The sequence below is a fragment of the Burkholderia sp. FW306-1C-G01B genome, from assembly GCF_058781685.1.
Genome location: NZ_JBYSWZ010000007.1, coordinates 211,370 through 234,065, shown reverse-complemented (window position 1 = coordinate 234,065; position 22,696 = coordinate 211,370). Strand labels below are relative to the sequence as shown.

General features: G+C 69.2%; 23 protein-coding genes. 16 read left to right on the top strand and 7 right to left on the bottom strand.

All coding sequences use genetic code 11. The annotated features are described in order from the left end of the window. Positions 1-52: 52 nt before the first annotated feature. Both AC3WLY_RS16245 and pxpB read right to left on the bottom strand, forming a co-directional pair. Positions 53-1,126 (bottom strand): 5-oxoprolinase subunit C family protein, encoded by a 1,074-nt coding sequence (locus tag AC3WLY_RS16245; protein ID WP_492310792.1) that lies wholly within the window; start codon positions 1,124-1,126, stop codon positions 53-55. Then, the gene (pxpB, locus tag AC3WLY_RS16240; RefSeq protein WP_425133321.1) at positions 1,123-1,779 is read right to left on the bottom strand and encodes a 5-oxoprolinase subunit PxpB; all 657 of its coding nucleotides are present in this window, start codon (positions 1,777-1,779) and stop codon (positions 1,123-1,125) included. The genes AC3WLY_RS16245 and pxpB overlap by 4 nt, the downstream gene beginning before the upstream one ends. Positions 1,780-1,927: 148 nt before the next feature. On the opposite strand from pxpB, the gene AC3WLY_RS16235 reads away from it, so the two are divergent. Further along, entirely contained in the window at positions 1,928-2,440 is a 513-nt protein-coding gene (locus AC3WLY_RS16235; RefSeq protein ID WP_175963342.1) for a winged helix DNA-binding protein, read from the top strand. A 74-nt stretch (positions 2,441-2,514) separates the two neighbouring features. Here the strand turns inward: AC3WLY_RS16235 and AC3WLY_RS16230 are convergent, their stop codons facing one another. Beyond that, positions 2,515-3,123, bottom strand: coding sequence for a 5-formyltetrahydrofolate cyclo-ligase (locus tag AC3WLY_RS16230; RefSeq protein ID WP_492332693.1), 609 nt, complete (start codon positions 3,121-3,123; stop codon positions 2,515-2,517). 8 nt (positions 3,124-3,131) lie between these two features. Here AC3WLY_RS16230 and AC3WLY_RS16225 point away from each other — a divergent pair, with 8 nt between their 5' ends. The 4 genes from AC3WLY_RS16225 (at position 3,132) to AC3WLY_RS16210 (ending at position 8,340) form a co-directional block, all read left to right on the top strand. Next, a complete protein-coding gene (locus AC3WLY_RS16225) occupies positions 3,132-5,084 on the top strand; it encodes a lytic transglycosylase domain-containing protein (protein ID WP_310135583.1) in 1,953 nt (650 codons plus the stop codon). Positions 5,085-5,430: 346 nt separating this feature from the next. Beyond that, a complete protein-coding gene (locus AC3WLY_RS16220) occupies positions 5,431-6,390 on the top strand; it encodes a complex I NDUFA9 subunit family protein (RefSeq protein ID WP_425133319.1) in 960 nt (319 codons plus the stop codon). Positions 6,391-6,454: 64 nt separating this feature from the next. Further along, complete coding sequence (locus AC3WLY_RS16215; RefSeq protein ID WP_175963346.1) at positions 6,455-7,102, top strand: glutathione S-transferase family protein; 648 nt, start codon at positions 6,455-6,457, stop codon at positions 7,100-7,102. Next, positions 7,099-8,340 (top strand): multifunctional CCA addition/repair protein, encoded by a 1,242-nt coding sequence (locus AC3WLY_RS16210; RefSeq protein ID WP_492310633.1) that lies wholly within the window; start codon positions 7,099-7,101, stop codon positions 8,338-8,340. The genes AC3WLY_RS16215 and AC3WLY_RS16210 overlap by 4 nt, the downstream gene beginning before the upstream one ends. 43 nt (positions 8,341-8,383) lie before the next feature. Here AC3WLY_RS16210 and AC3WLY_RS16205 read toward each other — a convergent pair whose 3' ends face one another. Then, positions 8,384-9,184, bottom strand: coding sequence for a helix-turn-helix domain-containing protein (locus tag AC3WLY_RS16205; RefSeq protein ID WP_310135574.1), 801 nt, complete (start codon positions 9,182-9,184; stop codon positions 8,384-8,386). Between the two features lie 601 nt (positions 9,185-9,785). On the opposite strand from AC3WLY_RS16205, the gene AC3WLY_RS16200 reads away from it, so the two are divergent. Continuing rightward, on the top strand, positions 9,786-11,636 hold the full coding sequence (locus AC3WLY_RS16200; protein WP_492310634.1) for a M24 family metallopeptidase: 1,851 nt from the start codon (positions 9,786-9,788) through the stop codon (positions 11,634-11,636). A 49-nt stretch (positions 11,637-11,685) separates the two neighbouring features. On the opposite strand, the gene AC3WLY_RS16195 is transcribed toward AC3WLY_RS16200, so the two are convergent. The 3 genes from AC3WLY_RS16195 to flgA form a co-directional block, all read right to left on the bottom strand. Continuing rightward, a complete protein-coding gene (locus AC3WLY_RS16195; RefSeq protein ID WP_072437544.1) occupies positions 11,686-12,126 on the bottom strand; it encodes a flagella synthesis protein FlgN in 441 nt (146 codons plus the stop codon). 77 nt (positions 12,127-12,203) lie between these two features. Continuing rightward, positions 12,204-12,533 (bottom strand): flagellar biosynthesis anti-sigma factor FlgM, encoded by a 330-nt coding sequence (gene flgM, locus AC3WLY_RS16190; protein ID WP_175963350.1) that lies wholly within the window; start codon positions 12,531-12,533, stop codon positions 12,204-12,206. A 118-nt stretch (positions 12,534-12,651) separates the two neighbouring features. Beyond that, entirely contained in the window at positions 12,652-13,905 is a 1,254-nt protein-coding gene (gene flgA / locus AC3WLY_RS16185) for a flagellar basal body P-ring formation chaperone FlgA (protein ID WP_072437542.1), read from the bottom strand. 204 nt (positions 13,906-14,109) lie between these two features. Between flgA and flgB the strand changes: the two genes are divergently transcribed. From flgB to AC3WLY_RS16135, 10 genes are all read left to right on the top strand, one after another. Next, entirely contained in the window at positions 14,110-14,598 is a 489-nt protein-coding gene (flgB, locus tag AC3WLY_RS16180) for a flagellar basal body rod protein FlgB (protein ID WP_175963352.1), read from the top strand. A 42-nt stretch (positions 14,599-14,640) separates the two neighbouring features. Then, a complete protein-coding gene (flgC, locus tag AC3WLY_RS16175; protein ID WP_006485701.1) occupies positions 14,641-15,066 on the top strand; it encodes a flagellar basal body rod protein FlgC in 426 nt (141 codons plus the stop codon). A 52-nt stretch (positions 15,067-15,118) separates the two neighbouring features. Then, on the top strand, positions 15,119-15,859 hold the full coding sequence (gene flgD / locus AC3WLY_RS16170) for a flagellar hook assembly protein FlgD (protein ID WP_175963353.1): 741 nt from the start codon (positions 15,119-15,121) through the stop codon (positions 15,857-15,859). A 27-nt stretch (positions 15,860-15,886) separates the two neighbouring features. After that, positions 15,887-17,128 (top strand): flagellar hook protein FlgE, encoded by a 1,242-nt coding sequence (gene flgE / locus AC3WLY_RS16165; RefSeq protein WP_175963354.1) that lies wholly within the window; start codon positions 15,887-15,889, stop codon positions 17,126-17,128. 19 nt (positions 17,129-17,147) lie between these two features. Next, positions 17,148-17,906, top strand: a complete 759-nt coding sequence (gene flgF / locus AC3WLY_RS16160; protein ID WP_072437539.1) for a flagellar basal-body rod protein FlgF — start codon at positions 17,148-17,150, stop codon at positions 17,904-17,906. A 34-nt stretch (positions 17,907-17,940) separates the two neighbouring features. Continuing rightward, positions 17,941-18,729: a flagellar basal-body rod protein FlgG gene (gene flgG / locus AC3WLY_RS16155; protein ID WP_175905256.1), complete on the top strand. Its 789-nt coding sequence runs from the start codon at positions 17,941-17,943 to the stop codon at positions 18,727-18,729. A gap of 21 nt (positions 18,730-18,750) precedes the next feature. Then, entirely contained in the window at positions 18,751-19,440 is a 690-nt protein-coding gene (gene flgH / locus AC3WLY_RS16150) for a flagellar basal body L-ring protein FlgH (RefSeq protein ID WP_072437537.1), read from the top strand. 5 nt (positions 19,441-19,445) lie between these two features. Then, the gene (locus tag AC3WLY_RS16145; protein ID WP_072437669.1) at positions 19,446-20,624 is read left to right on the top strand and encodes a flagellar basal body P-ring protein FlgI; all 1,179 of its coding nucleotides are present in this window, start codon (positions 19,446-19,448) and stop codon (positions 20,622-20,624) included. Continuing rightward, a complete protein-coding gene (gene flgJ, locus AC3WLY_RS16140) occupies positions 20,625-21,611 on the top strand; it encodes a flagellar assembly peptidoglycan hydrolase FlgJ (protein ID WP_492310635.1) in 987 nt (328 codons plus the stop codon). It abuts the gene before it with no gap. 244 nt (positions 21,612-21,855) lie between these two features. Beyond that, positions 21,856-22,611 carry a flagellar brake protein gene (locus tag AC3WLY_RS16135; RefSeq protein ID WP_310135539.1) on the top strand — a complete coding sequence of 252 codons (756 nt, stop codon included), beginning with the start codon at positions 21,856-21,858 and terminating at the stop codon, positions 22,609-22,611. Positions 22,612-22,696: the final 85 nt, after the last annotated feature.

Sequence of the window (22,696 nt, the reverse complement as noted above, 5' to 3'; positions counted from 1 at the left end):
GTTCCTCGTCCACTGATTGCGTGGCGCGTCTTCCGTACCGCTTCCGCCATTGTCACGCCGCGCGCGATTGGGCGCGGCGGCGCGCTTCCTCGCGCATGTCGATCGCGATGTCGATCTGCCGCAGATACGCGCGTTCCGCGGTGAGGGCGGCACGCGCCGCGTCGGGTGTCGTGCGCACGAAGCGGATCGGCAGGTTGAGCCGCGCCTGTGCGAGCTTCCACAGGTCGGCGCGGATCACCGTGCCGATCTTCGGGTAGCCGCCGGTGGTCTGCGCGTCGTGCATCAGCACGATGGGCTGGCCGTTCGGCGGCACCTGGATCGTGCCGGGCAGCACCGCGTGCGACAGCAGCTCGACCGGCCGCTCGCGCACGAGCTCGGCGCCGGCGAGGCGATAGCCCATCCGGTTGCTGTTCGCGGTGACGAGCCATTCGTCGTCCCAGAACGCCTGCTGCGAATCGGCCGCGAACGACGCGTAGTCGGGGCCCGGCAGCACGCGCACCGGCATCGCCCACGGCGCATGCGCATGCGCGGGGCGGTGGCGGCGCGGCGGCTCGTCGACGCGCGCGAACGCGCACCACGCGGGCGCCTTCACGCCGAATTCGGGCGCGTCGGCCGCGAGGCAGCCCGCGCCGGCCGGCGGCACGCCGACCGGGAGCCGATCGCCGTCGCGCAGCGTGCGGCCGCCGAGGCCGCCGAAGCGCGACGCGAGATCGGTGCTGCGCGAGCCGAGCATCGGCAGCACGTCGATGCCGCCCGCGATGCACAGGTAGCCGCGCATCCCGCGTTTCGCGGCCGGCAGCACGAGCATCTGCCCGGCTTCGACCGGCAGGCTCCACCACGAATGCACGCGCCGGCCGTCGAGCGTCGCGCCGAACTCGGTGCCGGTGATCGCGATGCGGGTGGCGCGCGTGAAGCGGAATGCGGTCGGGCCGATCGTGATCTCGACGGCGGCCGCGTCGGAGCGGTTGCCGACGAGCCGGTTGCCGACCTCGAGCGCGAGGCCGTCGAGCGCGCCGCCCTGCGCGACGCCGAGATGGCGCGCGCCGCGGCGCCCGAGATCCTGCACGGTCGACAGCGGGCCGGCCCGCACCACCTCGATGGTGCCCGGTGCGTTGCTCTGGGTCATCGTGCGTCGACTCCTGCAATGGTGAAGCGCACGCGGTCGCCGGGCAGCAGTAGCGTCGGCTGCGGCCGCGCCGGATCGAACAGCACGTGCGACGTGCGGCCGATCAACTGCCAGCCGCCGGGCGACGTGGCCGGGTAGATGCCCGTCTGTGCGCCGCCGATGCCGACCGAGCCGGCCGGCACCTCGAGGCGCGGTGCCGCGCGGCGCGGCGTGTGCAGCGATGCGTCGAGGCCGCCGAGATACGCGAAACCCGGCTGGAAGCCGATGAAGAACACGACGTATTCGCCGGCCGCGTGGCGCGCGACGACCTCGTCGGCCGACAGGCCCGTGTGCGCGGCGACGGCCGCCAGATCGGGGCCGGCGGCACCGCCGTACTCGACCGGGATCTCGACGTCGCGGCCGTCCGCGTGCTCGACGTCGGCCGTCTCCCACGCGTCGCGCAGCGCCGGCGTGAGCGACTCGGCCGTCGCGGCGAGCGGGTCGAACACGACGGTCAGGTTGTTCATGCCCGGCACGACGTCGATCACGTCGGGCCACGCGCGCGCGGCCTCGGCAACGGCCCAGACGCGGCGCTGGCAATCGAGCGTGGCGGGCGGCGGCACCTCGCAGACGAGGGCGGCATCGCCGAGCGGATAAAAGCGGGGTTGCGTCATCGGACTGGCACGGTTCGGACGGCAATGTTAGCGCACATTGTCAACAAGATATCGATAACTTACCAATAAGCGTTTTCGCCTAGCCCGTATACCGGGGCTTCTGACGTACACTCGGCACACCCTGACATCCTGCTTGCGCCGCCTTTCCATGAAGCGTTCTCCGACCAAGATCGTGTCATCCGAACACCTCGTTTCCGATTCGAGCGTGGAGCTGTCGGAGCTCGAATACGGGCTCATCATGGCCGGCAACGCGTTCAACCGCTGGATGGTGCGCTGCATGTCGGCGGCCGGCGCGAAGGACATGACGGCGGTCGAGGTGTCGCTGCTGCATCATGTGAGCCATCGCGAACGCAAGAAGAAGCTCGCCGACATCTGCTTCGTGCTCAATATCGAGGATACGCACGTCGCGACCTATGCGCTGAAAAAACTGATCGCCCGCGGCTACGTGAAGAGCGAGAAAAACGGCAAGGAAGTGTTCTTCTTCGCGACCGACGCGGGCCGCGACCTGTGCCTGAAGTATCGCGAGGTGCGCGAGCACTGCCTGATCGAGACGCTGAAGGACAGCGGGCTCACCAACGAGCAGATCGGCGACGCGGCGCAGTTGCTGCGCCACGCATCGGGCCTGTACGACACGGCCGCACGCGCGGCGGCGTCGCTGTAAACGATTGCGGAAAGTGTTGCGCGCGGCGTTGCGCTGACGGGCGTGCGGCGACGGCCGTGGCGCCGCGCGCCGCGTCATCCGGCGGCCGGGTAGAGCGCGCCGTCGGTCACGATCCAGCGCAGCGCGAGATCGTGCGCTTCGGCGGGCAGCGCGTCGACGCGGCACGCTTCATACGCGATGCCGACCGTCACCGGCAGCGTGTCGCCCGGCCACGCGGCGAGCGTGCGATCGTAGTAGCCGCCGCCGTAGCCGAGCCGGTAGCGCTGCGGATCGAATCCCACGCAGGGAATCAGCAGCAGGTCGGGCACGACGACGATTCCCGCCGCCGGTTCCGGAATCCGGTGATGGCCCTCGCGCATCGGCGTGTGTGTGTCCCACGCATGGAACGCGAGCGGCGTGTGCCGCTCGCCGATCACGGGCAGCGCGGCGCGCCGGCCGGCGCCTGCCGCGCACCACGCGAGCACCGCGTCGCGCGCATCGAATTCGCCCGGCAGCGGCCAGTAGAACCCGACCGTGCGCGGCGCGAGCCGGTCGAGCAGCGTGCGCAGCCGCGCGTCGAGCGCGGCGTTCGCGGCGGGCTGCGACGCGGCGTCGCGACGCGCGCCGGACAGCGTTTTGCGCAGTGCAACCTTCGGGTTCGGCACAGGGTGGCGTGCTATGCTTTCGCTCAATTCGTGCTCCATTCAAAACGATGTCGAACAGCCTTTTCCGAGTATATCGCGCGGTCGCGCTGACGCTTTCGGCGGCCGCGCTCGTCGCGGGCACGGCCGCGTGCGCCGCACCGGGCGACGACACGGTCGCCGGGGATGACCAGATCTTCGTGCAGCTTCGCGAAGCCGCACGCCGCAACGATGCCGCGAAAGCCGCACAGCTTGCGTCGATGATCCCGAACTATCCGGTCCCGTCCTACGTCGAGTATTTCCAGATCAAGCCGCAGCTGTTCGACTCGACCGGCCGCGCGCGCGTCGACGCGCCGGACGCGCCCGTGCAGTCGTTCCTGCAGCGCTACGACGGCCAGGCGATCGCCGACCGCCTGCGCAACGACTACCTGCTCGTGCTCGGCGCGCGCCACGACTGGCGCAGCTTCGACGATCAATACAAGCGCTTCGTGCTCGACGACGACACGCAGGTCAGGTGCTACGCGCTCGAATCGCGCGCGGCGCGCGGCGAGAACGTCGCCGATGCGGCGCGCGCGCTGCTCGTCGAGCCGAAGAATTACGGCGACGCGTGCGTCGACCTGATCACCGCGCTCACGGTCAACCAGCAGTTCACGAGCGACGACGTGTGGCAGCAGGCGCGCCTCGCGTACGAGCAGAACTACACGACGCTCGGCGGCAAGATCGTCGACGCGCTCGGCCCGCGCCCGGTCGCCTTCGACCAGGCGACGAGCGCGCCGCCGCTGTACCTCGCGCGCGGCGTCGGCCCCGACGCGACGTCGCACCAGCTCGCGCTGATCGCGCTCGGCCGCATGGCGCGCAACGATCCGGACGCGGCCGCCGGGATGCTGACGTCGGTCGCCGGCTCGCTCACGAAACAGGAACAGGCGATCGCATGGGGCGCGATCGGTTACCAGGGCGCGATCAAGCGCTCGCCGCTCGCGTCGGTCTGGTACGCGAAATCCGCGAATGCACCGCTGTCGAACCCGGGCTACGAATGGCGCACGCGCGCCGCGCTGCTCGCCGGCAACTGGCCGATGGTGCGCTGGTCGATCGAGCAGATGCCGCCGTCGCTGCGCAGCGATCCGGCGTGGATCTACTGGCATGCGCGCGCGCTCAAGCAGAGCGGCGACACGCTGCAGGCGAACCAGGAATTCGAGCAGGTCGCGGGCCAGTTCAACTTCTACGGGCAGCTCGCCGGCGAAGAGCTCGGCCAGCGCACGACGGTCCCGCCGCGCACGAAGGTGAGCGACGCCGAGATCGACGCGATGGGCAAGATTCCGGGCTTCGCGCTCGCGCAGCGCTTCTACGCGCTGAACCTGCGCCTCGAAGGCAACCGCGAATGGAACTGGCCGCTGCGCGGGATGACCGATCGCCAATTGCTCGCGGCCGCCGAGTACGGCAAGCGCGTCGAGCTGCTCGACCGCACGGTCAACACGGCCGACCGCACGAAGGCCGAGCACGACTTCACGCTGCGCTACCCGTCGCCGTACCGCAACATCGTCGAGCGCTATGCGCAGTCGACGGGCCTCGACATCGAATGGGCGTACGGGCTGATCCGCCAGGAGTCGCGCTTCATCACGAGCGCGCGCTCGTCGGTGGGCGCGGGCGGCCTGATGCAGCTGATGCCGGCCACCGCCCAGCTCGTCGCGAAGAAGCTCGGCATGGGCACGATCACGCGCGCGCAGATGCACGACATCGATACCAACATCCAGCTCGGCACCTGGTATCTGGCGGACATCTACAACAACTTCGACAGCTCGCCGGTGCTGGCCACCGCCGGCTACAACGCGGGCCCGGGCCGGCCGCGCCAGTGGCGCCAGGTGTTGACGCAGCCGGTCGAAGGCGCGATCTTCGCAGAGACGATTCCGTTCAACGAGACGCGCGACTACGTGAAGAACGTGCTGTCGAACACCGTCTACTACGCGGCGCTCTTCGAGGGCAAGCCGCAGTCGTTGAAGAAACGTCTAGGCATGATCTCGCCCTGATCCGCAATCTTCACACTGCCGCGCGAGACGCGGCAGTGTTCTTAAGGGCCTGTTCACGCTAATAACGGACTTGCGAACGTGCGTTGCCGGCCGCGGTGCAAGAAGCAAGGAGCGCCGTTTGGCCGAGCCGGACAAGCGACGCGCGACGCCGCAATGCGGTCGGCAAGGCTCGTTTCCCTGACCGGGGAAAAGTCATAAATGGGGCTGGCCGCCAGAAGGGCCGATCGCTGCGTCATGCTCCTTGCGAATACGTCGAGTATTCGCTTCGTCGCAGTCCTTGCGCTCGACCCTTCTGGCGGCCAGCGCAAGTCCGTTATTAGCGTGAACAGGCCCAGGAGTGTCGAACATGGATCGCCAGACCGTTGTGCTGCTGGGCGGCACCGGCTTCATCGGCAGCCGGCTCGTCAATGCGCTGATCGACGCCGGCAAGCAGGTACGGATCGGCACGCGGCGGCGCGACCACGCGCGCCATCTGCAGATGCTGCCGGTCGAGATCGTCGAGCTCGAAGCGCTCGACACGCGCACGCTCGCGCGCTGCGTCGCCGGCGCGCACGCGGCGATCAATCTGGTCGGCGTGCTGCACGGCGGCCGCGGCACGCCGTACGGGCCCGGCTTCGAGCGCGCGCACGTCGCGCTGCCGGCCGCGCTCGCGAGCGCGTGCACCGAGGTCGGCGTGCGGCGCCTGCTGCACATGAGCGCGCTCGGCGCCGATTCGCACGGCGCGAGCATGTACCAGCGCTCGAAGGGCGACGGCGAAGCGGCGCTGCATGCGATCGCGGCGACCGATTCGCTCGAGCTGACGATCTTCCGCCCGTCGGTCGTGTTCGGCCCCGGCGACTCATTCCTCAATACGTTCGCGAACCTGCAGCGCACGGTGCCCGTGCTGCCGCTCGCGATGCCCGACGCGCGCTTCCAGCCGGTGTTCGTCGGCGATGTCGTGCGCGCGTTCGTCAACACGCTCGATCTCGCGGCCGCGCACGGCAAGACCTACGAACTCGGCGGCCCGACCGTCTATACGCTCGAGCAACTGGTGCGCTATTGCGGCACGCTGGTCGGCAGGCAGGCACGCATCGTGCGGCTGTCCGACGCGCTTGCGCGGCTGCAGGCAAGCGTGTTCGAATGCCTGCCCGGCGAACCGGTACTCACGCGCGACAATCTCGCGTCGATGTCGGTGCCGAACGTGCTGTCGGGGCCGCTCGCGCCGGAACTCGGAATCTCGCCCGCGAGTCTCGAAAGCATTGCGCCCGCGTATCTCGGCAAGGCCGCGGCGCGGTCGCGGTTCGACTGGTTCCGTTCGCGCCGCTAGGCGCGGCCGGGATGCGGTCGTTCGGCCTCTTCCTTTCCACCTTCGCGTTTTCCGGAACACCGTCATGAAACTCGTCATTGGAGACAAGAACTACTCGTCGTGGTCGATGCGTCCGTGGCTGCTGCTCGCGCATTTCGGCATCCCGTTCGACGAGATCGCGGTCGAGCTGCGCCGCGACGACACGGCCGCGCGCATCCTCGAGTATTCGCCGTCCGGCAAGGTGCCGTGCCTGATCGACGACCACGGCGTCGCGATCTGGGATTCGCTCGCGATCGCCGAGACGCTCGCCGAGCGCTATCCGCAGTTTCCGATGTGGCCGGCCGATCCGCTCGAACGCGCGCATGCGCGCTGCATCGCGGCCGAGATGCATTCGGGTTTCGCGGCGCTGCGCACGCAGATGGGCATGAACGTGCGCGCGTCGATGCCGGGGCGCGGCGCGACGCCCGACGCGCTCGCCGATGTCGCGCGCATCGACGCGCTGTGGAGCGCGTGCCTCGAGGCGTCGGGCGGGCCGTTCCTGTTCGGCGAGTTCGGGATCGCCGATGCGATGTACGCGCCCGTCGTGATGCGCTTCAACACGTACGAGCCGGGCCTGTCGCCGGACGCGGCCGGCTACGCGGCGCGCGTGACGGCGCTGCCGGCGGTGCAGCGGTGGATCGACGCCGCGCGCCGCGAGACCAATGTGATCGCCGAATACGAGCCGCAGCCATGAACATCTACGCAGTAGGCGGGGCGATTCGCGACGAATTGCTCGGCGTGCCCGTGCAGGACCGCGACTACGTGGTGGTGGGCGCGACGCCCGAGCAGATGGCCGCGCAGGGCTTCCGGCCGGTCGGCAAGGATTTTCCGGTATTCCTGCATCCGCACACGCAGGAGGAATACGCGCTGGCGCGCACCGAGCGCAAGACGGCGGCCGGCTATCACGGCTTCCAGTTCCATTACGCGCCGGACGTGACGCTCGACGAGGATCTCGCGCGGCGCGACCTGACGATCAACGCGATGGCGCGCGAGGTGAGCCCGGAGGGCGCGCTGGTCGGGCCCGTGATCGACCCGTTCGACGGGCAGGCCGACCTGCGTGCGCGCGTGTTCCGGCACGTGAGCGACGCGTTCGTCGAGGATCCGGTGCGGATCCTGCGCATTGCGCGCTTCGCCGCGCGGTTCGCGGATTTCACGGTCGCCGACGAAACGCTCGCGCTGATGCGTCGGATGGTCGACGCGGGCGAGGTCGACGCGCTGGTGCCCGAGCGCGTGTGGCAGGAAATCGCGCGCGGGCTGATGGAGGCCAAGCCGTCGCGCATGTTCGCGGTGCTGCGCGACTGCGGCGCGCTCGCGCGCGTCCTGCCCGAGGTCGATGCGCTGTGGGGCGTGCCGCAGCGCGCCGACTACCATCCGGAAGTCGATACGGGCGTGCACGTGATGATGGTCGTCGACTACGCGGCGAAGCAGGGCTATTCGCTGCCGGTGCGCTTCGCGGCGCTCACGCACGATCTCGGCAAGGCGACGACGCCGGCGGACGTGCTGCCGCGCCACGTCGGCCACGAGGGCCGCAGCGTCGACCTGCTCAAGCCGTTGTGCGAGCGGCTGCGCGTGCCGAACGATTGCCGCGATCTCGCGCTCGTGGTCGCACGCGAGCACGGCAACCTGCATCGCGTGATGGAGATGGGCGCGGCCGCGCTGGTGCGGCTGTTCGAGCGCAGCGACGCGCTGCGCAAGCCGGCGCGTTTCGCCGAGATGCTGCAGGCGTGCGAATCGGATGCGCGCGGGCGGCTCGGGCTCGACGCGCAGCCGTATCCGCAGGCCGAGCGGCTGCGCGTGGCGCTCGCGGCCGCGCGCAGCGTCGATGCCGGCGCGATCGCGCGCGGCATCGGCAGCGAAGCGGAGAAGATCAAGGAGGCCGTGCATCGCGCGCGGATCCAGGCCGTCGCGCAGGCGCTCGCGATCGGCGAATAGGGGGCAGGTATGAAAGGGGCGGGCGGCGCGCGCCCGCCAGCCGTTACGGCTTCTTGCGCGCGGCTGCCTTGCGCACCGGGGTCGCGGCCGCCGGACGTTTGCCGGCGGATGCGCGCGGCTTGGCCGTGGCCTTCTTTTCCGCCGCGCCGGCCGGCCGTGCCGGATCGGCGTCGCGGCCGCGTTTCGGCGCCGGTTCGCGGCGGCTCGCGCGCGGCTCGCCCGGCGCAATGCGCACGCCGGGCTCGGGCTGCCTGATTTCCATCGTCGCGGACACGAATTCGGCGCAACTGTCGTCGAACAGCGGCAGTGTGCCGACCACGATCAGTTCGGCGGGCCCGTCGCCCACGTTGGCGACGCGATGCCGCTTGCGCGCGTCGAAGTGCAGCGAGTCGCCGGGCGCCAGCGGGTAATCCTTCTTGCCGACCGTGTAGCAGATGCGGCCGGTCAGCACGTAGACGAATTCGTCGCCGCCGTGCGACACCCATTCCGAGCGGTAGCCTTCCATCATCTGCACCTTGACCGCGTTGATCTGGCTGCCGTCGAACGTGGTGGACAGCCGTTCGTACCACTGCGACGCGCTGTCGACCGCGTACGGCTTGCGGCTGCCTTCGTGCGAATCGGGCTGCGCCTGGCGCGGCTGGTCGATCAGCGCGCCGAGCGGCACGCCCAGCGCCTTCGCGACATTGACGAGCGACGACAGCGAGATACCCGTGAGATGGCGCTCGACCTGCGACAGGAACCCGACCGACAGCTTCGCTTCGGTCGCGACTTCCAGCAGCGTCTTCTTCGCTTCCCGGCGCAGGCGGCGAATGCGCTGGCCGATACGCATGAGGTCTGAATCCATGAATCTCTTTCGTGGCAACGAGTCGGGAGGCAAGGGCCTGTTCCCGCTAATAACGGGCTTGCGCTGGCTACCAGAAGGGCCGAGCGCAAGGAATGCGACGAAGCGAATACTCGACGTATTCGCGAGGAGCATGACGCCGTGCTTGGCCCTTCTGGTGGCCAGCCCCACGAATGATTTTTCCCAAACAGGGGAACGTGCGTTGCCGGAGGGGCGGTGCAGCCGCCGGGACGTTGCTTTCCGCGCATCGCACGAAGCACGGCCGTCGGGACGACGATGCCGGCGCATTGTACCGCGCGGTGTCGCCGGGCGAGGCCACGGTGCGCCTGCGTGCGGAACCGTGCCGCCGATTTTAGTCCTACGAAAATTTTGGCTTGACCTCAATTTCAGCGTGCTCTAGATTCTGTCGCGCGCATCAAACAAAGTTAAGTGAGACAAAAATTTCCGCGGACCTGCCGCTGGCACTGCACAGCGGCCCGGCGACGTGCAGTGCCGCGCGTCGCCCGACCATCGGCGCCGTGTCGCGACACGCCTGCTTCAGGCATGCGGCCGGCCGCGTCACGCCGCCGGCCGCCGACAACAATGGATAAAACGTGGGCATCCGATGATCGATCGACTGAAATACAGCTTCTCCGGCCTTCCCCCGTACGACGCGTCCGTCGCCGACGCGCAGGCCGGCCTGTCGCGCCTGCTCGACGCCGCGCGGCTCGACGCGGTGGTGGTCACGTCGCAGGACGAATACGTCACCGAGTACCTGCCGCGCAGCAATAACCCGCGCTACGCGCTGTCGGGCTTCGACGGCTCGGCCGGCTGCGGGATCTTCCTGAGCGCGGAGACTGCGCAGGTGCTCGGCGTGCCGCCGTTCGTGCTGTTCGTCGATGGCCGCTATCACCTGCAGGCCGAGCAGCAGTGCGATCCGGCGCGCGTGCGCATCGAGAAGCTCGGGATGAACCTAACGATCTGGCAGGCGATGGCCGACTGGCTGGTCGCGCATGCGAGCCGGCTCGCGCGGGTCGGCTACGACGCGCTGCGGATCAGCGTCGCGCAGCGCGACCGTCTGCTCGAGCAGACGCAGGCCGCGGTGCTCGACTGGACGAGCCTCGCCGATCGCGAGATCGACCGCGCGATCGCGCTGCCGGGCTGGGTCGTCGAGCGGCCGATCTTCGAGCTGCCGGAATCGATGACGGGCCTGAGCGTCGCGCAGAACATCGACACGCTGAACCGCAAGCTCGCCGCGCATACCGGCGCGGCCGACGGCAAGGCCGCGTTCTTCACCTGCGCGTCGGACGATCTCGCGTATCTGCTGAACAGCCGCGGCTATCACATCCCGAATGCATCGTCGCATCTCGGCTTCCTGTTCTCGGTCGGCGGGGAGGTCGCGCTGTTCCTGCCGGAAGGCTGCGACCGCTGCGAAGTCGCGCTCGAGTCGTATCCGGCGCTGCACGTGATCCGGCGCGACGTCGCGGCGCTCGAGCGCTTTCTCGCGCAGTTCGCGGTCGATCACGTGTGCTACGGCTTCGAATCGGTGAACTGCGCGCTCGTCGACGCGGTCAGCCGCGTGTGGCCGCACGCGCGGCATGCCGACTTCAATCCGGTCGAGGCGATGCGGGCCGCGAAGACGCCGGCGGTGCTCGACCGGTTCCGCGACGCGTTCGCGCGCAGCTCCGCGGCGATCGCCGAGACGATGCGCTGGGCGAAGGCCGGCGAACCGGGCGCACGCCACACCGAATACGACCTGGCGCGCACGATCAACGACGCGTACGGCGCGCGCTCGGCGGTCGCGCTGACGTTTCCGTCGATCGCGGCGAACGGCGCGAACAGCGCGTTCGCGCATTACACGGCGGCGAGCGCCGACGTCGAGCTGACGGAAGGCGAACTCGTGCTGCTCGACAGCGGTGCGTACTACGAAGCCGGCTTCGCGACGGACTGCACGCGCGTCGTGCTGCGCCGCACGCGCGCGGACACGGTCGCGCAACCGTGGCAGCGCGAGATCTACACGGTCGCGCTGAAGGCCTGCATCAAGGGGCTCGTCACGCGCTTCCCGGCCTCGGCGACGGGCGGCGACGTCGATGCGCTCGTGCGGCAGGTGTGCCGCGATCACGGCCACGACTTCGGCCACGGCACCGGGCACGGCGTCGGGATTCACGTGCACGAAGGCGGCGTGCGTTTCGCGCCGGGCGCGAAATACGGGCTGGTGCCGAATGCGGTGATTTCGGTCGAGCCGGGCATCTACGTGCCGGGCAAGGGCGGCGTGCGGATCGAGAACATCGTGATCATCCGGCCGGACGAAGCGCAGCCGGATACGGTGACGTTCGAGAACATCGTGACGGTCGGCTACGACTGGGACCTGATCGATCTCGACCTGCTGGACGACGACGAGCGCGCGTACCTGCGCGACTACGAGCGGCTGTGCGTGGCGCGCGGCACGCAGGTCACCGCGTGTCCGCTGTTGTAAGGAAGGGCAAGGCAGGCGCGCGGCCGTCGGGCGGCCGCGCGGCGCGACGTCAGCGCGTCAGCGCCGACACGCGCCCGTCGGGGCCGTAGACGCCGGCCGGTGCGGGCGCCGAGCGCAGCACCGCGAGCGCGCGCTCGTTGTAGTCCATCCGGATCCGGATCAGCATCCCGTTGTTCGCGTTGGCCTGGCGCGCGCGTTCGGCGGCCTGCTGCAGCAACTGCCAGCGGCCGGCGAGGCGTGCATCGCGCTCGGCGGCCTGGTCCATCCCTTTCTTGCCCGATGCAAAGCCGAGCGCGGACAGCTGCGTGTCGCGCGTGCGTTCGAGCTGCGCGAGCCGGTCGATCAGCTCGCTCTTCTTCTCGACGATCCCGGGCAGCATGTCGAGCGGCTCCGCCGTCGTCAGCGCTTTTTCCTCGTAGGCGAGCAGGGACGCGAACGCCTCGACCGTCGCGTGTTCGTCGTTGACCGTGGCCAGCAGCTCTTCTCTCATCGCGTCATGCTCGTCGCGCCGGAGCGCGGGGTGCGGCGCGCCGGCAAACCGGGGGGACCGGCCGCGAGGCGGCCGGCTCAGCTGCCCTGCGGGCGCTGCTGTTGCAGCAGTTCGCGGGCGGTGTTCAATACGCCGTCGGCAATCTTGTTCGCATCGATCGTCAGCGTGCCGTTGTTCAGCGCTTCCTTGATCGACTGGACCAGGCCCGTGTCGATATCGGCGTTGCCGGACGCGGATGCCGAGCGCAACTGGCCGGACAGACCCGACAGGTTCACGGTCGCGTCGCCGCCGGTCGATCCTGCGTCGGCCGCCTGCGCGGACGACTGGGCCGCGCCGGATTGTGCACGGGCCGCGCCGTTGCCGGTCGGCGCGAGGGGGCTCGGTTTCGGAGTGGAATCGATCTTCACGATGGGTTTCCTGTACGGTTTGACCCAGATAACGGCCGGGTCGGCCCGAACTTTAGCATCGTGAGCCCGAAATTCTCCGAATAAACAATTCTTTGCAATCTTGCGGCGGGATCCGTCCCTACAGCGGAATTTCCACGGTGCCGGCGTCCTTGACGATTGCCGTGACGATCTGGCCCGCCGCCATCCGCACCCGCACCGACTGGCCGGGCGCCGCATTCGCGAGCACGCTGCCCTCGGCCGAAATCGTGAAACCGGGGCCGGCCGCGACGACCCGCACCGTCTGGCCGGCCGATACCGACGCCGCGCTCTTCAGCATGTCCTGCCGCAGCGGCAGCCCGGCCGAGATGCGCGCGAGCGCGGTCGAGCCGACCGCCTGCGCCGGATCGGTGATCACCGCGAGCGGCAGCACCGTCAGGTCGCCGTCGCGCGCGACCAGGTCGGCCGCGCCCAGCGGCTCGCCGGGCGCGATCTGGCGCGCGGCGACGTAATAGGTGGCCTGCACGGCGACCTTCGCCTGCAGGTAGACGGTCCACGGCCGTTCGCCCGCGCAGCGCACGCCGACCGTCGTGCGGCCCCACAGGCGCGCGCCGGTCGGCAGGAACGGCTCGAGCGTCGTGCACGCGGCGAGCCCGCGCGGAAACGCGGTCGTGACCGTCGCGGTGGTCTTGCCTGGCAGGCCCGCGATCTGCTGCTGCAGGAACGCGAGGGCTGCGCGCCGGATCGAGTCGGGGTCCTGTTGGCCGGGCGGCGTCGCGCTCTGGGCCGCGGGGGCCGCCTGGGCCGGGTTGGCGGAAGCCGCCGGGGAAGCCGCCGGTGCGCGCGGCGCCGGCGCGGCTGACGCGGCGCGCGCTGCTGCCATGCGCGCAGCGACTGCCTGCGGCGCCGGCCGCGTGGGATTCGACGCGGGCTCGGCCGTTCCGGCGACGACCGTCGCGATGGCGTTGGGATCGGCGGCGCGCGGCGCGCCGTAGACGGTGTTCGCGCGAGCGGCTGCATAGACGGGGGCCGGCGCGGCTGCCGGTGCGGGGGCTGGCGGCGGGACGTTCGTCACGACCATCGCGCTCGCCGGTTGCGCCGCATGGCCGGCAGCGGCAGCGCCGGCCGTACCACCCGCACCTGCCGCCGCGCGTCCCGCGTCCTGCGCCATGCCTGCGCCCGAACCCGTCCCCGCATTCCCGCCGAACTGCCCGCCGCTCGCCGCATTGGCGTGCGCGAGCGCGGTTTCGGCCGTTTCGCCGCGTCCGGGAATCACGATCGTCCCGTCGTCCGCGTGCGCGGCCGGGGCGGCGATCCATAGCGCCGCGGCGAGCGCAAACGCACGCCGGACGTGCGTGAGCCGCCCGTTCCTGCCGCGAAGTGCGCTGCCAGTCATCGCCTTGCCCTCGATCCGTTGATCCGATTTGCATTCTAGGGAGCGGGGCCGCTGCGCAAACGATGAATAGAGGGGGGCTTTGCCGCGTTATTCGCCCGATTGCCGGTTGCGTGCCGCGCCTACCATCGCTGTCATGGAAAAAAGCCTCTCGGGTCGCCATCCGGCGCGAGGGGCGTGCAGCGCTTCATACGGAGAGACGCACACATGCTGGACAAACTCGATGCGGAATTCGCGTTCGGCCGACAGGCGCTCGACGTGCGCGCCTATCGGCAGGAACTGCTGTCGTCGAACATCGCGAACGCCGACACGCCCGGCTACCGGGCCCGCGACGTCGATTTCGCGTCGACGCTCGCGCGCTCGCTGAAGCAGACGAACGGCGGCCTAGCGCCGAGCAACGCCGCGCAACTGCCGATGACGCAGCCGGCCGGCGTGACGAGCGGCATGTCGATGGTGTCGACGGCGGCGGGCCACATGGCCGGCACGGCGAAGCTGATCCCGACGGGTGGCCCGGCGGACGACTACGGCCGCGCGCAGTACCGGATGCCGCTGCAGCCGTCGCTCGACGGCAACACGGTCGATCTCGACGTCGAACGCGTGCAGTTCGCGAACAACGCGCTGCACTACGAAACCGGGATGACCGTGATGACCCAGCAGATCAAGGCCATGATCGCCGCGATCTCGACGAACTCGTAAGCGCGCCGCTTCCGAACCCGCGCACAAGCACAAGGAGCCTCCATGCCTTCGTTGATGAACATCTTCGGCGTCGCCGGTTCGGCGCTGTCCGCGCAATCGCAGCGCCTGAACGTCACCGCGTCGAACCTCGCGAACGCCGACAGCGCCACCGGCCCCGACGGCAAGCCGTACAAGGCCAAGCAGGTCGTGTTCGCGACCGACCCGATGGGCGGCGCGCGCACCGCGTCGGGCCAGGGCGTGGGCGGCGTGCGCGTGACGAAGGTGATGGACGACCCGTCGCCGATGAAGTCGACCTACGACCCGGCGAACCCGGCCGCCGACGCGAACGGCTACGTGCAGATGCCGAACGTCGACCCGGTGCAGGAGATGGTGAACATGATCTCGGCGTCGCGCTCGTACCAGGCCAACGTCGAGACGCTGAACACCGCGAAGACGCTGATGCTCAAGACGCTGACGATCGGCTCGTGAGCCGCGCGCCGACCGACCCCAACCTGACTGTTCCGATAGAAGGCCACCCAGGATGACTTCCTCCAGCACGACGATCGGCGGCAACGGCACGAACGTGTCGACCCTGCCGACCGACACGATGAACACCAACAAGGTGTCGTCGACCAACGGCACGTCGGCGAGCGACCTGCAGGCGACGTTCCTGAAGCTGCTCGTCACGCAGTTGCAGAACCAGGATCCGACGAGCCCGGTCGACAGCTCGCAGATGACGTCGCAGCTCGCGCAGATCAACACGGTGAGCGGCATCGCGCAGCTGAACACGTCGCTCACGTCGCTGTCGACGCAGCTCACGGCTGGCCAGCAGACGCAGGCCGCGCTGCTGATCGGCACGAACGTGCTCGCGCCGGGCAACGCGGTCGCGGTGAAGGGCGGCGCGGCGTCGCCGTTCGGCGTGTCGCTGGCGAGCTCGGTGTCGAACCTGACGATCACCGTGAAGAACTCGGCGGGCGCCGTCGTGAACACGATCAACGCGGGCGCGCAGTCGGCCGGCACCGTGCCGTTCAACTGGACGCCGACCGACGCGGCGGGCAATGCGCTGCCGGACGGCAAGTACACGATCAGCGCGTCGTATACCAACAGCGCCGGCACGCCGCAGGCGGCCACGACGCTCGCGGCCGCGCAGGTGCAGAGCGTGATCAAGCAGGCAGACGGCACGGCGGGGCTCGTGCTGTCGAACGGCACGACGGTGGGGCTCACCCAGGTCGCGTCGATTTTCCCGAATACGTCGTCGTCCGGCGGCACTACGTCCAACTGATTCAGCTTCCCCGAAACGGAGACCGAAATGGGTTATCAACAGGGTCTGAGCGGCCTCGCCGGCGCATCGAACGCGCTCGACGTGATCGGCAACAACATCGCGAACGCGAACACGGTCGGCTTCAAGTCGAGCACCGCGCAGTTCGCCGACATGTACGCGAACTCGGTCGCGACGTCGGTCAACACGCAGATCGGCATCGGCACGTCGCTCGCATCGGTGCAACAGCAGTTCGGCCAGGGCACGATCAATACGACGAACTCGTCGCTCGACGTCGCGATCAACGGCAACGGCTTCTTCCAGATGTCGAACAACGGCGTGACGACGTACTCGCGCGACGGCACGTTCCAGCGCGACAAGAACGGCTTCATCGTCGACTCGCAGGGCCGCAACCTGATGGGCTACGCGGCCGGCTCGGGCGGCGTGATCAACGCCGCGCAGACCGTGCCGATGCAGGCGCCGACGTCCAACATCGCGCCGACCGCGACGACCAAGATCACCGGCCAGTTCAACCTGAACTCGCAGGACACGGTGCCGGCCAAGACGCCGTTCAACGCGACCGACACCACGACCTACAACTACTCGACGTCGATCCAGGTGTACGACTCGCTCGGCGGTTCGCAGGCGGTCAACATGTACTTCGTGAAGTCGGCGGCCGGCACGTGGGAAGCGTACGCGGGCGTCCAGGGCGGCGCCACGACCGATCTCGGCACGGTCACGTTCAATTCGTCGGGCGCGATCCAGAGCACGACGACGGGCACGCCGCCCGCGCCGACCGCGTCGCTCGGCCAGTTCCAGTTCACCGTGCCGAACACTGACGGCTCGGTGACGCCGCAGAGCCTCACGCTCGACCTGACCGGCACGACGCAGTACGGCGGCAAGGACGGCGTGAACAACCTCGCGCAGGACGGCTACGCGAGCGGCACGCTGACGACCTTTTCGATCGGCGCCGACGGCAAGCTGACCGGCAACTACTCGAACGGCCAGACCGCCGTGCTCGGCCTGATCGCGCTCGCGAACTTCAACAACCCGAACGGGCTGGTCAACCTCGGCGGCAACCAGTATGCGGAGTCCGCCGCGTCGGGCGTGCCGCAGGTGTCCGCACCGGGCAGCACGAACCACGGCACGCTGCAGGGCAGCGCGCTCGAGAACTCGAACGTCGACCTCACGTCGCAGCTCGTCAACCTGATCACCGCGCAGCGCAACTACCAGGCGAACGCGCAGACGATCAAGACGCAGCAGACCGTCGACCAGACGCTCATCAACCTGTAAGCGCGGATAACCGGCAGCCATGGACCGACTGATCTACACGGCGATGACGGGCGCGTCGCAGTCGCTCGACCAGCAGGCGATCGTCGCGAACAACCTCGCGAACGCATCGACGACGGGCTTTCGCGCGCAGCTCGCGACGTATCGCGCGGTGCCGATGAATTTCGGCGACGGCAGCAACATCGACCCGACGACGACGCGCACCTACGTGCTCGCGTCGACGCCCGGCGCGGATTACGCGCCGGGTCCGATCACGCGCACCGGCAATCCGCTCGACGTCGCCGTGCAGGGCGCCGGCTGGCTGTCCGTGCAAACGGCCGACGGCAGCGAGGCGTACACGCGCGCCGGCAACCTGCATGTCGACGAGAACGGCCAGCTCGTCAACGCGAGCAACCTGCCGGTGATCGGCAACGGCGGCCCGATCTCGGTGCCGCCGAACGCGGAAGTGACGATCGGCAAGGACGGCACCGTTTCCGCGCTGATGCCGGGCGACCCGCCGACGGCGGTCGCGATCGTCGACCAGATGAAGCTCGTCAATCCCGATCCGGCCACGCTCACGCGCGGCAACGACGGATTGTTCCGCACCGCCGACGGCAATCCGGCCGACGCCGCCCCGAACGTGGTCGTCACGCCGAATTCGCTCGAAGGCAGCAACGTCAACCCGGTGACCGCGATGGTCGCGATGATCGACAACGCGCGCGCGTTCCAGCTTCAGTCGAAGCTGATCCAGACGGCCGACCAGAACGAGCAGACGGCGAACCAGCTGCTCAACTTCAGCTGAGCGCCCGCGCCAGCCCACGCAGGAGACCTTACAAGTGAACCGTTCGCTCTACATCGCCGCCACCGGCATGAATGCGCAGCAGGCGCAGATGGACGTGATTTCGAACAACCTCGCGAACACCAGCACGAACGGCTTCAAGGCGTCGCGCGCGGTGTTCGAGGATCTGCTTTACCAGACGATCCGCCAGCCCGGCGCGAACTCGACGCAGCAGACCGAGCTGCCGTCGGGCCTGCAGCTCGGCACCGGCGTGCAGCAGGTCGCGACCGAGCGCCTGTACACGCAGGGTGGCCTCACGCAGACCGGCAACTCGAAGGACGTCGCGATCAACGGCGCGGGCTTCTTCCAGGTGCTGATGCCGGACGGCACGAATGCGTACACGCGCGACGGCTCGTTCCAGACCAACGCGCAGGGCCAGCTCGTCACGTCGAGCGGCTACCAGGTGCTGCCGGCGATCACCGTGCCGCAGAACGCGCAGTCGCTGACGATCGGCAAGGACGGCGTCGTGTCGGTCACGCAGCCGGGCTCGGGCAACGCGGTGCAGATCGGCTCGCTGCAGATCGCGACCTTCATCAACCCGACCGGGCTCGAGGCGAAGGGCGAGAACCTGTTCGCGGAAACGACGTCGTCGGGCGCGCCCAACGTGTCGCAGCCGGGGCTGAACGGCGCGGGCGTGCTCAACCAGGGTTATGTCGAAGCGTCGAACGTGAACGTCGTGCAGGAGCTCGTCAACATGATCCAGACGCAGCGTGCCTACGAGATCAACAGCAAGGCCGTGACGACGTCCGACCAGATGCTGCAGACCGTCACGCAGATGAAGAGCTAACCGGAACACCCCGCCGTCGCCATGAAGCAGGTTCGCCTCCTCCCGTCAGCCACCGTCCGCGCCGCGTGCGCGGTCGCGGTGGCGGCGCTCGCCGGTTGCGCGCAGATCCCGCGCGATCCGATCATCCAGCAGCCGATGACGGCGCAGCCGCCAGCGCCGATGTCGATGCAGGCGCCCGGCTCGATCTACAACCCCGGCTACGCGGGGCGGCCGCTGTTCGAGGATCAGCGGCCGCGCAACACCGGCGACATCCTGACGATCGTGATCGCGGAAAACATCAACGCGACGAAATCGTCGGGCGCGAACACGAACCGGCAGGGCAACACCGGCTTCGACGTGCCGACGGCCGGCTTCCTCGGCGGGCTGTTCGCGAAGGCGAACCTGTCGGCGGCCGGCAACAACAAGTTCGCGGCGACGGGCGGCGCGAGCGCGGCGAACACGTTCAACGGCACGATCACGGTGACCGTCACCAACGTGCTGCCGAACGGCAACCTCGTCGTCAGCGGCGAGAAGCAGATGCTGATCAACCAGGGCAACGAATTCGTGCGCTTCTCGGGCATCGTCAACCCGAACACGATCTCGGGCGCGAACTCGGTCTACTCGACGCAGGTCGCCGACGCGCGGATCGAATACTCGGCGAAGGGCTACATCAACGAAGCCGAGACGATGGGCTGGCTGCAGCGCTTCTTCCTCAACATCGCACCGTGGTGATGACGATGCGCAAGCCCCTGTTCAACCGCCTGTCGTCCCGCGCACGGGCGTTCGCGCGGCTCGCCGTCGCGTTCGCGGCCGCGGCCTGCGTGTTCGGCGCGGCGCCCGCGCACGCGGAACGCCTGAAGGATCTCGCGCAGATCCAGGGCGTGCGCGACAACCCGCTGATCGGTTATGGCCTCGTCGTCGGCCTCGACGGCACGGGCGACCAGACGATGCAGACGCCGTTCACGACGCAGACGCTCGCGAACATGCTCGCGAACCTCGGCATCTCGATCAACAACGGGTCGGCCAACGGCGGTTCGTCGTCGCTGAACAACATGCAGTTGAAGAACGTCGCGGCCGTGATGGTGACCGCCACGCTGCCGCCGTTCGCGCGGCCCGGCGAGGCGCTCGACGTGACCGTATCGTCGCTCGGCAACGCCAAGAGCCTGCGCGGCGGCACGCTGCTGCTCACGCCGCTGAAGGGCGCGGACGGGCAGGTGTACGCGCTCGCGCAGGGCAACATGGCGGTCGGCGGCGCGGGTGCCAGCGCGAACGGCAGCCGCGTGCAGGTGAACCAGCTCGCGGCCGGCCGGATCGTCGGCGGCGCGATCGTCGAGCGTTCGGTGCCGAACGCGATCGCGCAGATGAACGGCGTGCTGCAATTGCAGCTGAACGACATGGACTACGGCACCGCGCAGCGGATCGTGTCCGCGGTCAATTCGAGCTTCGGCCCGGGCACCGCGACGGCGCTCGACGGCCGCACGATCCAGCTCGCGGCGCCGGCCGACTCGGCGCAGCAGGTCGCGTTCATGGCGCGGCTGCAGAACCTCGACGTGAGCCCGGACAAGGCGGCGGCGAAGGTGATCCTGAACGCGCGCACCGGCTCGATCGTGATGAACCAGATGGTCACGCTGCAGAGCTGCGCGGTCGCGCACGGCAACCTGTCGGTCGTCGTCAACACGCAGCCGGTCGTGTCGCAGCCGGGGCCGTTCTCGAACGGGCAGACGGTGGTGGCGCAGCAGTCGCAGATCCAGCTCAAGCAGGACAACGGCGCGCTGAAGATGGTGACGGCCGGCGCGAACCTCGCCGACGTCGTGAAGGCGCTGAACACGCTCGGCGCGACGCCGGCGGACCTGATGTCGATCCTGCAGGCGATGAAGGCGGCCGGCGCGTTGCGCGCCGACCTGGAGGTCATCTAAATGGCAGCGAATCTTCCGAACGCGAACGACCTCACGCAGCGCTTCGCGCTCGACGTGCAGGGTTTCGACGCGCTGCGCGCGCAGGCGAAGCAGTCGCCGCAGGCCGGCGCGAAGGCCGTCGCGGGCCAGTTCGACGCGATGTTCACGCAGATGATGCTCAAGAGCATGCGCGACGCGTCGCCCGACGGCGGGCTGTTCGATTCGCATACGTCGAAGATGTACACGTCGATGCTCGACCAGCAGCTCGCGCAGCAGATGTCGACGCGCGGGATCGGCGTCGCCGACGCGCTGATGAAGCAGCTGCTGCGCAATGCGGGGCAGGGCGCGGGCAGCGACACGGCGGCCGACGTCGGTACGGGTGGCTTGGGCTCGGGTGGCCTCGGCACGGCCGGCAACGAAGGCAGCCTCGCCGCGATGAACGCGATGGCGCGCGCGTACGCGAACGCGGCCGGCAACAACGGCGGGCTCGCGGGCGCGCGCGGCTACTCGGCCGGCAGCGCACTGACGCCGCCGCTGAAGGGCGCGAGCGGCGCGCCGGACGCCGACGCGTTCGTCGACCGGCTCGCGGCCCCCGCACAGGCGGCCAGCGCGTCGACCGGCATCCCGGCGCGCTTCATCGTCGGCCAGGCCGCGCTCGAATCGGGCTGGGGCAAGCGCGAGATCCGCGCGGCCGACGGCTCGACCAGCTACAACGTGTTCGGCATCAAGGCGAACAAGGGCTGGACGGGCCGCACGGTGTCGGCGTTGACGACCGAATACGTGAACGGCACGCCGCGCCGCGTGGTCGCGAAATTCCGCGCTTACGACTCGTACGAGCACGCGATGACCGATTACGCGAACCTGCTGAAGAACAATCCGCGCTACTCGGGCGTGCTGAGCGCGAGCCGCAGCGTCGAAGGCTTCGCGCACGGGATGCAGAAGGCCGGTTACGCGACCGACCCGAACTACGCGAAGAAGCTGATCTCGATCATGCAGCAGATCGGGTGACGGGCCAGGGCCTGCGCCCGCCGATAACAGGCTCCGGCCCACCGTCAATTACCCTCTCAGGACCGCGCCCGGCATACCGCCGCGCGCGGTTTCAACGTTTGCGCGAAAAAAAACGGGAAATCGATCTAAACTTTCGGTCAGCACTGCCGCTAAGTGTGAGAGACCTGCGACCGGGCCTTGTTCTGGCCCGGTTTTATTGCGCACCGGTTGCCCGTGCGCCCATGACAAGAAAGACCGGCTAGCCATGAATATCGAAACGTCGACGGACCCCAGCCTGGACGCAGGCCACTCCGGGCCCGACTATGCCCGCCGCAATCCGCTGGAAATCGGCGTGCAGCTGCGCAACCTCGTGAACCGCGGCGATTTCCTGACCGTCCAGTATCCGGGCGGCCAGCTCGTCACGCGCCTGCTCGAGGTCGACGTCGGCGCGCGGACGTTCACGTTCGACTGGGGCGCGCTGTCCGAGCAGAACGCCGGCATCCTCGGCGCGTCGCACTGCACGTTCGCGGCGTCGCCGGAGGGCGTGCGCGTCGAATTCACCACGGGCACGCCGCGCGAGACGCGCTACGAGGGGCTGCCCGCGTTCGTCGCCGATTTCCCCGACGTGCTGATGTGCATCCAGCGCCGTGAATATTTCCGGGTCGACGCGCCGATCGTCGATCCGTTCCTGTGCCGCGGCAAGCTGCCGGACGGCGAGAGCTTCCTGTTCGAGGTGCACAACCTGTCGCTCGGCGGCGTGGGGCTGCGCACGGCCGACGAACGCGTCGAGGCGCTCGAGGTCGGCACGCTGCTGCCCGACGTCGAGCTCGAGCTGACCGGCCACGGCAAGCTGTCGCTCGACCTGCAGCTCGTGTCGCAGCGCTCGACGCAGATGCCGAACGGGTCGCGGCGCTACCAGCTCGGCTTCCGCTACATGTCGCTGCCGGGCAGCGCCGAGAACACGCTGCAGCGGCTGATCACGCAGCTCGAAATGAAGCGCCGCTCGCTCGTGCGGGCCTGACGCGCACGCGGCCGCCGGCCCGCACGGGCCGCCCGCCGGACGCTTCGACCAGCGACGCGCGTGTCGCGCGTCGCACGTGCATTTT

Bases quoted from the DNA above. Each gene is read 5' to 3' on its own strand.
- AC3WLY_RS16145 (WP_072437669.1), top strand. From the start codon at position 19,446: ATGCGCAAGCCCCTGTTCAACCGCCTGTCGTCCCGCGCACGGGCGTTC.
- AC3WLY_RS16200 (WP_492310634.1), top strand. From the start codon at position 9,786: ATGATCGATCGACTGAAATACAGCTTCTCCGGCCTTCCCCCGTACGAC.
- AC3WLY_RS16205 (WP_310135574.1), bottom strand. From the start codon at position 9,184: ATGGATTCAGACCTCATGCGTATCGGCCAGCGCATTCGCCGCCTGCGC.
- AC3WLY_RS16230 (WP_492332693.1), bottom strand. From the start codon at position 3,123: ATGGAGCACGAATTGAGCGAAAGCATAGCACGCCACCCTGTGCCGAAC.
- AC3WLY_RS16235 (WP_175963342.1), top strand. From the start codon at position 1,928: ATGAAGCGTTCTCCGACCAAGATCGTGTCATCCGAACACCTCGTTTCC.
- flgC (WP_006485701.1), top strand. From the start codon at position 14,641: ATGCCTTCGTTGATGAACATCTTCGGCGTCGCCGGTTCGGCGCTGTCC.
- flgJ (WP_492310635.1), top strand. From the start codon at position 20,625: ATGGCAGCGAATCTTCCGAACGCGAACGACCTCACGCAGCGCTTCGCG.
- flgE (WP_175963354.1), top strand. From the start codon at position 15,887: ATGGGTTATCAACAGGGTCTGAGCGGCCTCGCCGGCGCATCGAACGCG.
- flgF (WP_072437539.1), top strand. From the start codon at position 17,148: ATGGACCGACTGATCTACACGGCGATGACGGGCGCGTCGCAGTCGCTC.
- AC3WLY_RS16220 (WP_425133319.1), top strand. From the start codon at position 5,431: ATGGATCGCCAGACCGTTGTGCTGCTGGGCGGCACCGGCTTCATCGGC.
- AC3WLY_RS16135 (WP_310135539.1), top strand. From the start codon at position 21,856: ATGAATATCGAAACGTCGACGGACCCCAGCCTGGACGCAGGCCACTCC.
- AC3WLY_RS16215 (WP_175963346.1), top strand. From the start codon at position 6,455: ATGAAACTCGTCATTGGAGACAAGAACTACTCGTCGTGGTCGATGCGT.
- flgD (WP_175963353.1), top strand. From the start codon at position 15,119: ATGACTTCCTCCAGCACGACGATCGGCGGCAACGGCACGAACGTGTCG.
- AC3WLY_RS16210 (WP_492310633.1), top strand. From the start codon at position 7,099: ATGAACATCTACGCAGTAGGCGGGGCGATTCGCGACGAATTGCTCGGC.
- flgH (WP_072437537.1), top strand. From the start codon at position 18,751: ATGAAGCAGGTTCGCCTCCTCCCGTCAGCCACCGTCCGCGCCGCGTGC.
- AC3WLY_RS16245 (WP_492310792.1), bottom strand. From the start codon at position 1,126: ATGACCCAGAGCAACGCACCGGGCACCATCGAGGTGGTGCGGGCCGGC.
- AC3WLY_RS16225 (WP_310135583.1), top strand. From the start codon at position 3,132: ATGTCGAACAGCCTTTTCCGAGTATATCGCGCGGTCGCGCTGACGCTT.
- AC3WLY_RS16195 (WP_072437544.1), bottom strand. From the start codon at position 12,126: ATGAGAGAAGAGCTGCTGGCCACGGTCAACGACGAACACGCGACGGTC.
- flgB (WP_175963352.1), top strand. From the start codon at position 14,110: ATGCTGGACAAACTCGATGCGGAATTCGCGTTCGGCCGACAGGCGCTC.
- pxpB (WP_425133321.1), bottom strand. From the start codon at position 1,779: ATGACGCAACCCCGCTTTTATCCGCTCGGCGATGCCGCCCTCGTCTGC.
- flgA (WP_072437542.1), bottom strand. From the start codon at position 13,905: ATGACTGGCAGCGCACTTCGCGGCAGGAACGGGCGGCTCACGCACGTC.